Raw genomic sequence first — 7,918 nt, forward strand, 5'->3', positions numbered from 1 at the left:
TACGCGGATTTGAGTTTAGTACCTTACCGATGTAACATTGCAGGGGTAATTCATGAATTACCCCTGCTCCGTGTCTCCGTGGTGAAATTTTTTATGAATATTTCCAGATAAATTCGGAATAGACACTAATCGTAAAATGTCAGGAGGATACCTATGGAATACCTGAACACGATCGATTATACAGTCATGCTGATCTATTTTGCCATTCTTATAGGTCTCGGCATGGTTCTTAAAAAGATGGCATCCCGAAGTCTCGAGGATTACTTCCTCGGCGGAAGGAGACTCCCCTGGTGGGCGCTCGGCGTTTCGGGCATGGCATCGTTTCTCGATATCACCGGCACCATGATCATCACATCCTTCCTGTTCATGCTCGGACCGCGGGGGCTTTTCATCGAGTTCCGCGGCGGCGCGGTGCTTGTTCTGCCCTTCATGCTCCTGTGGACCGGGAAATGGCACCGTCGCTCCGGCTGTATAACGGGAGCCGAGTGGATGGTGTTCAGGTTCGGCGAGAGTATCAGCGGGCAGTTCGCCCGTATCGCCCGCGCCATTGCGGAAATACTTATCACCATCGGAATGCTCGCTTATCTGGTCAAAGGGGTCGGATTATTCCTTTCGATGTTTCTTCCTTTTTCTCCGCTTGTGTGTTCGATTATCATGATCAGTGTGGCCGCGATCTATACCATGGCATCGGGTTTTTACGGCGTTGTATTCACCGACATGTTTCAATCGTTCATTATTCTCACCGCAGTCATAGCTATTTCGATACTGGCGCTCATGAAAGCTTCCGATTCGCAGACTATTGCGCTTCTTGCACATGAAGTCACCGGGAATCCCGACTGGATGACATCACGGCTCCGGTGGTTTACTTCGATGCCGAAGGGTTATGAAGCCTACAGTCATCTCGCCATGTTCGCCTTCTTTTACCTTCTGCGTAATATTATCGGCGGTGTGGGCTCGGGAGACGATCCGAAATTCTTCGGCGCGAAGAGCGACCGCGAGTGCGGGAAACTCACCTTTTTCTGGACATGGCTCATGATGTTCCGCTGGCCGCTCATGATATCTTTTGTCGTGCTCGGTCTGTTCCTCGTCAAGGATCTTTTCCCGGATCAGGGGGTGCTTATCCAGGCAGCCGATCTCATCAAAAACCATTTCGGCGCAATTGACAAGAGCCGCTGGGCCGATGTGCTGTCCGGCGTTATCCATTATCCCGAACGGTATCCGGACCTCGTTTCGGGTCTTTCCAACATTCTTGGGCAGAACTGGACATCCAAACTTCAGCTTCTCAGTTACGAGGGAACCATTAATCCCGAACGTATTCTTCCTGCTGTCATCCTGTTCGATATTCCCATGGGATTTCGCGGGATGATCCTTATCGCGCTTATTGCGGCATGTATGTCCACCTTCGATTCCACGGTCAATAAGACAGCGGGATTTTTCACCCGCGATATCTACCAGCGCTATCTCCGCCCCTCGGCATCAAACAGGGAGCTCATAACGGCCAGCTGGGGATTCATTGTCATACTGGTCACCGCAGGCTACGTGATGGGCTATTCAACGAGGAGTATCAACGATATCTGGGGCTGGATTATCATGAGCCTCGGCGGAGGGATGATCATACCCTTTATGCTGCGCCTGTACTGGTGGCGTTTCAACGGAGGCGGTTTCGCCATCGGCCTGATGGGAGGCATGCTCTGCTCTGTAATCCAGCGGTTCATGTTTCCCGATCTCGATGAACGTCTCCAGTTTACCATTATTACCTCTATCGGATTGATTTGTTCGATAATCGGTACCTATATCAGCAAACCAACCGATCGAGCGGTTCTTGAGAATTTCTATAGGAAAACACGCCCCTTCGGATTATGGGGACCTCTGAAATCCATTCTTTCTTCAGGGGAACGGACCGCGATGGAACACGAGCACCGTTACGATATCATCGCGCTTCCTTTTGTGATGCTCTGGCAGATTACCCTGTTCCTGCTGCCTATGCAGCTTATCATCAGGGCGTATGATTCGTTTTTGTGGACTTTGCCGGTGTTTATTCTGTCGCTTGCAGGAATCTATTTCTTCTGGTACAAAAAACTGCCAACAACCTGAAAACTGTTTAAAGTATACCGTTTCTGCGTAATAGGGTGCTCCGTTGATTATACTGTGGTTTCGCACGGTGTCATACCGGAATCGAACCGGCTTCGGCGCCGGGCAACGGCAAATAATACATGATATTATCGTTATTAAAATTTATATAAAAAAAATATATTGACAATAAATGTTAATATATATATTATATATCTATCAACACATAATTGGAGCACTGGTAAAATATTAAAGATGACGTTATATTATATGTAAGTATATAAATAGTTTATATATAATATTATTGTGCCTTGTATTCGTTTACTCGTTTTCGGGGTGGTTTTTCCCACTGTCTCAAATCCCTTTATACACGGAGAAAAGATATGTACAAACAGCATCTCAGGCTTTCCGGAATGTGCATGATTGTATGGGTATTTGCCTCTTTCGTTTCTCATCATTCGCCTGCATGGGCAGACAAGACCGGCGGTATGATTTTCGGTACCATAACCGATCGCGCAAGCAATTCTCCTCTTATCGGAGCCTCGGTACGAATTGAAAATACAAACATGGGCGGCATGGCGAACGAAAAGGGTGAATATACGCTCAAACAGGTTCCTCCCGGCACGTATAACCTCCGTTTTATGATGATAGGATATCAGCCGCTTGTGAAAACCAATGTTGTCGTGAGCCCTGACCGTGGCACCGAGATATCGGTGGGACTCGCGCTTTCGGCGGTGGAAGTCGAGGGTGTTACGGTTAAAGCGCAGGAATCCTATTTTGAAAAAGACCCCGAAGCCGAGGTATCGGGCAAGACAATGGATACACAGGAAATCATCGATGCAGCAGGGGGAACCCTCGATGTTCAACGGGTTATCCAGGTAATGCCCTCGGTATCATCCGGCATCGACCAGATCAATGAGATTGTCGTTCGCGGCGGTAATTTCAATGAGAACCTCACGGTTATGGACGGAATCGAGATACCCAATATCAATCATTTTTCCAATCAGAGCCTGGGCGGCGGCCCGATTTCCATGGTACGCTCGGAATTCATCAATGACGTGAGCTTTATGGCCGGCGCGTTTCCGGCGCGGTTCGGCGACAAGGCTTCATCCGTCCTCGATATTTCACTCCGTAAGGGCAGCAGGGAAAGAATGCTCAAGAGTGTCGATCTGGGAATTGCGGGTTTCGGTGCCATGGCCGAGGGTCCGGCAGGAGATAACGGATCGTATCTTGTTTCCGGCCGGGTGAGTTATCTCGATCTTATAGCCTCCAACTGGGAAACCGAGTCCATACCCCACTATTATAACATGCAGAGCAAGGTATCCTGGGATTTCGGGATCCATACGGTCATGTGGAACACCCTCTTCGGCGCCGACCACATCAAAGGCGATAATGCGAAAGATTCGGATATGTATTCCGATGAGTTCACCTATTGGACGCAGAAAAGCGATCTTTTTGTCACCGGCCTTACGGTTAAGAGCGCTCTTTCACGGTCGCTGTACGGGCAACTGGTCGTTTCGCATGTACAGAATAACTGGAACAATCGCGACTGGCTCCATGAAAAAAATGGTCTTCTCACCGACAGCAACGAGTCGACCGAATCCGAAAACACCCTGAAATACGATCTGTCGTGGTTCTGGAGGAAGCAGGAAATTTCCGGGGGATTTTCCCTCAAGAATTGCAGGTTTAACGATGACATGTATCAAAAGCCCGATACGGTTTATGTGTATGACTGGACTGACAGCGCGGCTGATCCCCGGTATGATTTCAAGATCAGGAATTCAGCCGGTGACGCGGATTCCATTTATACCATAAATCCCGAATTGCATGGTAAAGAGCATGTCGATACCTACAAGACAGCCGCTTACGGACAGGTTCGTCTTGTTCCGGTGGAGCGCCTTACCCTGAGGCTGGGCGGGCGATATGACAAATTCATCTACACAAAGGACAGCAGTTTTTCACCGCGGGCGGGTGTACGGTACCAGGTGACCGATAACTTCTTTCTCAACGGCGCATATGGCAAACACTATCAAAGCCCCGCATATGTAATGCTCATCGCCAGCAGCAATAACAGGAATCTTAAAAACTACCATACGGAACAGTTTGTTGCCGGCACCGAGTGGTTTCCGTTTCCCGAGATGAGAATCACGCTCGAAGCATACTCGAAGAAATACAGGGACATCCCCGTCCTCAAAGCCTTGACAAACGACAATCCCTTCGATGACCCGTCGGATATGATCGATTACGGAGATATGGTCAACAAGGGAAAGGGACACTCGGAGGGTATCGAACTGTTCCTCCATCGCAAGATGACCACCTCTTACATGTATCTCATTTCGTATTCATTGTACAGGTGCCGGTTCGACGATCCCCGGACGGGCGAGGAGCGTCCCGGAATGTTCGATCTCAAAAATATCGTGACCCTGACCGGTTCAAAACAGTGGAATCTCATGAAAGCGAAATGGTATACCGACGGCATGCGCCCAAAGCTGTGGTATAAAACCCTGGCATGGCTTCTCCCGTTCGGGGACGAGGTCACTTTGTCCGCAAAATGGCGTTACAGCGGCGGCCGTCCTTACACAGAGCCTGTTTATGTCAGGCAATATCACGAATGGATCGTGCCCACCGACGAAAAAATCTATGACACGCGCCTCGGCGATTACCAGAGACTCGATATCCGTATCGACCGGCGGTACTTTTTCAATGACTGGAGTCTTGTCGTTTATTTTGACTTCTGGAATGTCTTCAACAGGAAAAATATATTTGATTATAACAGGAGCGAATACGGCGAGAAGGAACAGATCAACAATTTCGAGGCAATGCCCATGCTCGGTTTCAATTTCGAGTTTTAAAAAGCAGTAAATCGGATTTATCCGGAAATGTTTAAAAATAATTTCACCGCTGAGAAACGGAACAGGGGTAATTCATGAATTACCCCTGCAATGATACATCGGTCAGATATGAAAAATAATCTGCGTTAATCAGCGTTCTGTAGAATCGTGTGAACAGACCGGATCAACCGTCCTTTTTCACCTTTTCGATAATCTGCTCGAGAATCTGTTTCCATTCGAGGACGGAAACCTGGCATGTGCCCACTTTTTCGTGTCCGCCGCCCTTGAATTCGAGCATGAGCTTCCCGACATTTGTCTTGCTCGTGCGGTTGAGGATGCTGTGGCCGACGGTGAAGACCACATTCTGGCTGATTTTGCCCCACATGACCCTGATTTCGATATTCTGCTGGGGAAAGAGCGCGTATATTACGAACCGGTTTCCGGCATATATCGGCTCTTCGTTCATGAGGTTTGTCACGATTGCGTTGCCGTATGTTTTGCTGCAGCGTTTGAGCATTTCCACATAGGGTTTCTGGTGTTTGTAATACAGGTCGACCCGTTCCTTGACATCCGGGAGCTGCAGTATCTCTTCCACTGTTTTCGTACGGCAGTACTGTATCATATTTTCCATCAGCTGGTAATTGCTGATTTTGAATTCCTTGAATCGGCCGAGCCCTGTCCGCGGGTCCATGATGAACGAAAGCAGAATAAAGCCTTTCGGGCTTAATATCTCATCGCGGGCCAGGTTACCTGAGTCGCTCTTGTTGACCCCTTCCATGAGGGGCAGGAAGTGTTTTCCGAACGTCGCCTCGCCGCCGTAATACTCCCATATAACCTGGGCAGCACTGGGAGCTGGACGGGAGTCGCCTTCGAATTCGAGCTTGGCGATTTCAAGGCGTTCTTCTTCGCTTGCGTGATGATCGAACCAGAGTCCGCAGCCCGGAACATAGGGGATATTTGCCAGTACGTCATCAGTGGTCACTTTCACCCGTCCCGACTGAACATCTTTTGGATGTACAAACATATATTCGTCAACAATACCTTTTTCAACCAGAAGTACCGCACATGCCAATCCGTCGAAATCCGAACGAGTTAAAAGCCTCATCGAAGCACCTCCTGAAATCCCCAAGAGAATTTATTGTTTTTTATAAAACCATATTATTATCACAGAGTCATGCCTGCCATGGTTCTTCATGATCACTATCATGCCTGTTTCATATAAAATGCATGAATGATAACAGTATAGGGAAATAAAGTGAAAACGTCAAGAAAAACCATACTGTACGTGTGCGTATGGAAATTTCACCGCGCTGTCTGAACGTGTAATTGCGGTTTCAGAACGACTCTTCTGTCCTTACAGGCCGATATCTGCTGCAACTACGCGCATTCCCATAATTACATCGGTAAACAGCCCGGTCAATTCGATACCGAGCATGTCCGCACCCTTCTGGATGACCTCGCGGTTTGCGCCCGCGGCAAATGAACGCTGTTTCCACTTCTTTTTGACAGAGCCCGACTCGAGGTCCATGACACTCTTCGAAGGCCGCACGAGCGCGCATGCGGTAACAAGCCCGGTAAGCTCGTCGATTGCGAACAGGACTTTTTCAAGGTCGGACAGGGGCTCCACCGGGGAGCATATTCCCCATCCGTGCGAAACGACAGCCCGGATATAATCCTCGGGCCAACCGTGCTCCCTGAGGATTTCTTCCGATTTCGTGCAGTGCTGTTCCGGGAACCGTTCATAGTCGATGTCGTGGACAAGCCCGATTATGCCCCATTTCTCCTCTTCGGCAGCATGCCCCATTTTCCGTGCCATATGACGCATGACCGCCTCGACAGCCTTTGCATGGTTGATGAGCGCTTCTTCCGCGTTATATGCATGGAGGAGTTCGAGCGCTTCATCACGTGTCGGTACATGTGTTTCCATGATTGCCCCGTGTGAAGATGATTCATGATCGATTGTGAAGTTCCCGGTCGCGTACGCCGGGCGGCGGATTGTCCTTCTGCCCGGTATTCTCCTGAATCCTGTGCCCCATGCGGAGTGAAATGCACAATTTTGCGCGTGCTGCAACGTTGCAGCACTGAACTCATGTGTCGCAGAAATTCGAGACTTTCCCGCCCCGGTCGATCATATGCCCGATAATCTGCGGAGCGAAGAAGAGACGGCGCGGATGATGAAGCAATCCTTCCCGTATCTGACGCTCGGGATGGGCATATGAGACTTTGAACGCCTTGTCGTACCAGTACATCGCCCATGGCGCATGGGTATGTTCTATTGCCATGAGTGTAAACACCATCGCATCATCGAGCGCTCCCCACGGCAGATATCCCACACTGTCCAATGTCGGTTTCGACTCGGGATTGGGCAGGGAAGCGAGGCCGCTTTCCTTACCGTCGTCATACCAGCATTTTTCAAGAGTGCAGCGCCCCATTTCGAGCGCCTCCATGAACATCCGCTTGTGTCCCGTTCTCAACGCCTCGTCCATGCACATCCATGCCGCCTGAATACTGTGCCATCCCGATACGACCCGGTGATGGTCGAACGGGTCGTCCCGGAACGGCTGGAACAGATCGTCGAGGTGCTCGAATGCCACGCCCAGTTCGGGGTGCCAGTGACGTTCGAGGATGTTACGCACGCACATACGGGCGATCATTTCAACACCGTAATCGTCTGTCTGACGGGCGAGCGGTGTAAGAGCGCCTAAAAAATGCTGCCATGTGCCGAGACGTTTGGTGCCCGGCTCATGACCGGCGCCGTGTCCGCCGAGGTGCTGATATTCGGGCGATACGATGCGTTCGTTGACACCGTGCGCGGTTTCGATTGCAATGTCTCGGGCTTCCGTATCCCCGGTTGCCTCAAAGTATTCGCCGAGCGCCATGGCCACATACATGTCGCCGTAAATGTTCTCCGATGGCCTGAGGGGTTTGCCCTCGCGGGTTACTTCCGAAATCCAGTAGCCGTCTTTGTCCCGGCAGTATTTGAAGATGAAATCCTTCCCCTTGCGCGCTGCTTCAAG

5 protein-coding genes are annotated in these 7,918 nt (G+C 50.0%); 2 read left to right on the forward strand and 3 right to left on the reverse strand.

Annotated features, from left to right (window positions below):
- Window positions 1-153 precede the first annotated feature (153 nt).
- Entirely contained in the window at window positions 154-2,094 is a 1,941-nt protein-coding gene (locus LLG96_10040) for a sodium:solute symporter (protein MCE5250544.1), read from the forward strand.
- A gap of 359 nt (window positions 2,095-2,453) precedes the next feature.
- Complete coding sequence (locus LLG96_10045; GenBank protein MCE5250545.1) at window positions 2,454-4,922, forward strand: TonB-dependent receptor; 2,469 nt, start codon at window positions 2,454-2,456, stop codon at window positions 4,920-4,922.
- Window positions 4,923-5,085: 163 nt separating this feature from the next.
- Here LLG96_10045 and LLG96_10050 read toward each other — a convergent pair whose 3' ends face one another.
- The 3 genes from LLG96_10050 to LLG96_10060 all read right to left on the reverse strand — a co-directional run.
- The gene (locus tag LLG96_10050) at window positions 5,086-6,006 is read right to left on the reverse strand and encodes an exopolyphosphatase (protein ID MCE5250546.1); all 921 of its coding nucleotides are present in this window, start codon (window positions 6,004-6,006) and stop codon (window positions 5,086-5,088) included.
- A 249-nt stretch (window positions 6,007-6,255) separates the two neighbouring features.
- The gene (locus LLG96_10055) at window positions 6,256-6,828 is read right to left on the reverse strand and encodes an HDIG domain-containing protein (protein ID MCE5250547.1); all 573 of its coding nucleotides are present in this window, start codon (window positions 6,826-6,828) and stop codon (window positions 6,256-6,258) included.
- A 160-nt stretch (window positions 6,829-6,988) separates the two neighbouring features.
- A partial coding sequence (locus LLG96_10060; GenBank protein ID MCE5250548.1) for an AGE family epimerase/isomerase occupies window positions 6,989-7,918 on the reverse strand: 930 nt, incomplete at its 5' end.

The organism is bacterium (genome assembly GCA_021372535.1).
In the GTDB taxonomy this organism is placed as follows: domain Bacteria; phylum Latescibacterota; class Latescibacteria; order Latescibacterales; family Latescibacteraceae; genus JAFGMP01.

Coding starts and splice junctions, on each gene's coding strand:
- LLG96_10040 (MCE5250544.1), top strand. CDS start 154: ATGGAATACCTGAACACGATCGATTATACAGTCATGCTGATCTATTTT.
- LLG96_10045 (MCE5250545.1), top strand. CDS start 2,454: ATGTACAAACAGCATCTCAGGCTTTCCGGAATGTGCATGATTGTATGG.
- LLG96_10050 (MCE5250546.1), bottom strand. CDS start 6,006: ATGAGGCTTTTAACTCGTTCGGATTTCGACGGATTGGCATGTGCGGTA.
- LLG96_10055 (MCE5250547.1), bottom strand. CDS start 6,828: ATGGAAACACATGTACCGACACGTGATGAAGCGCTCGAACTCCTCCAT.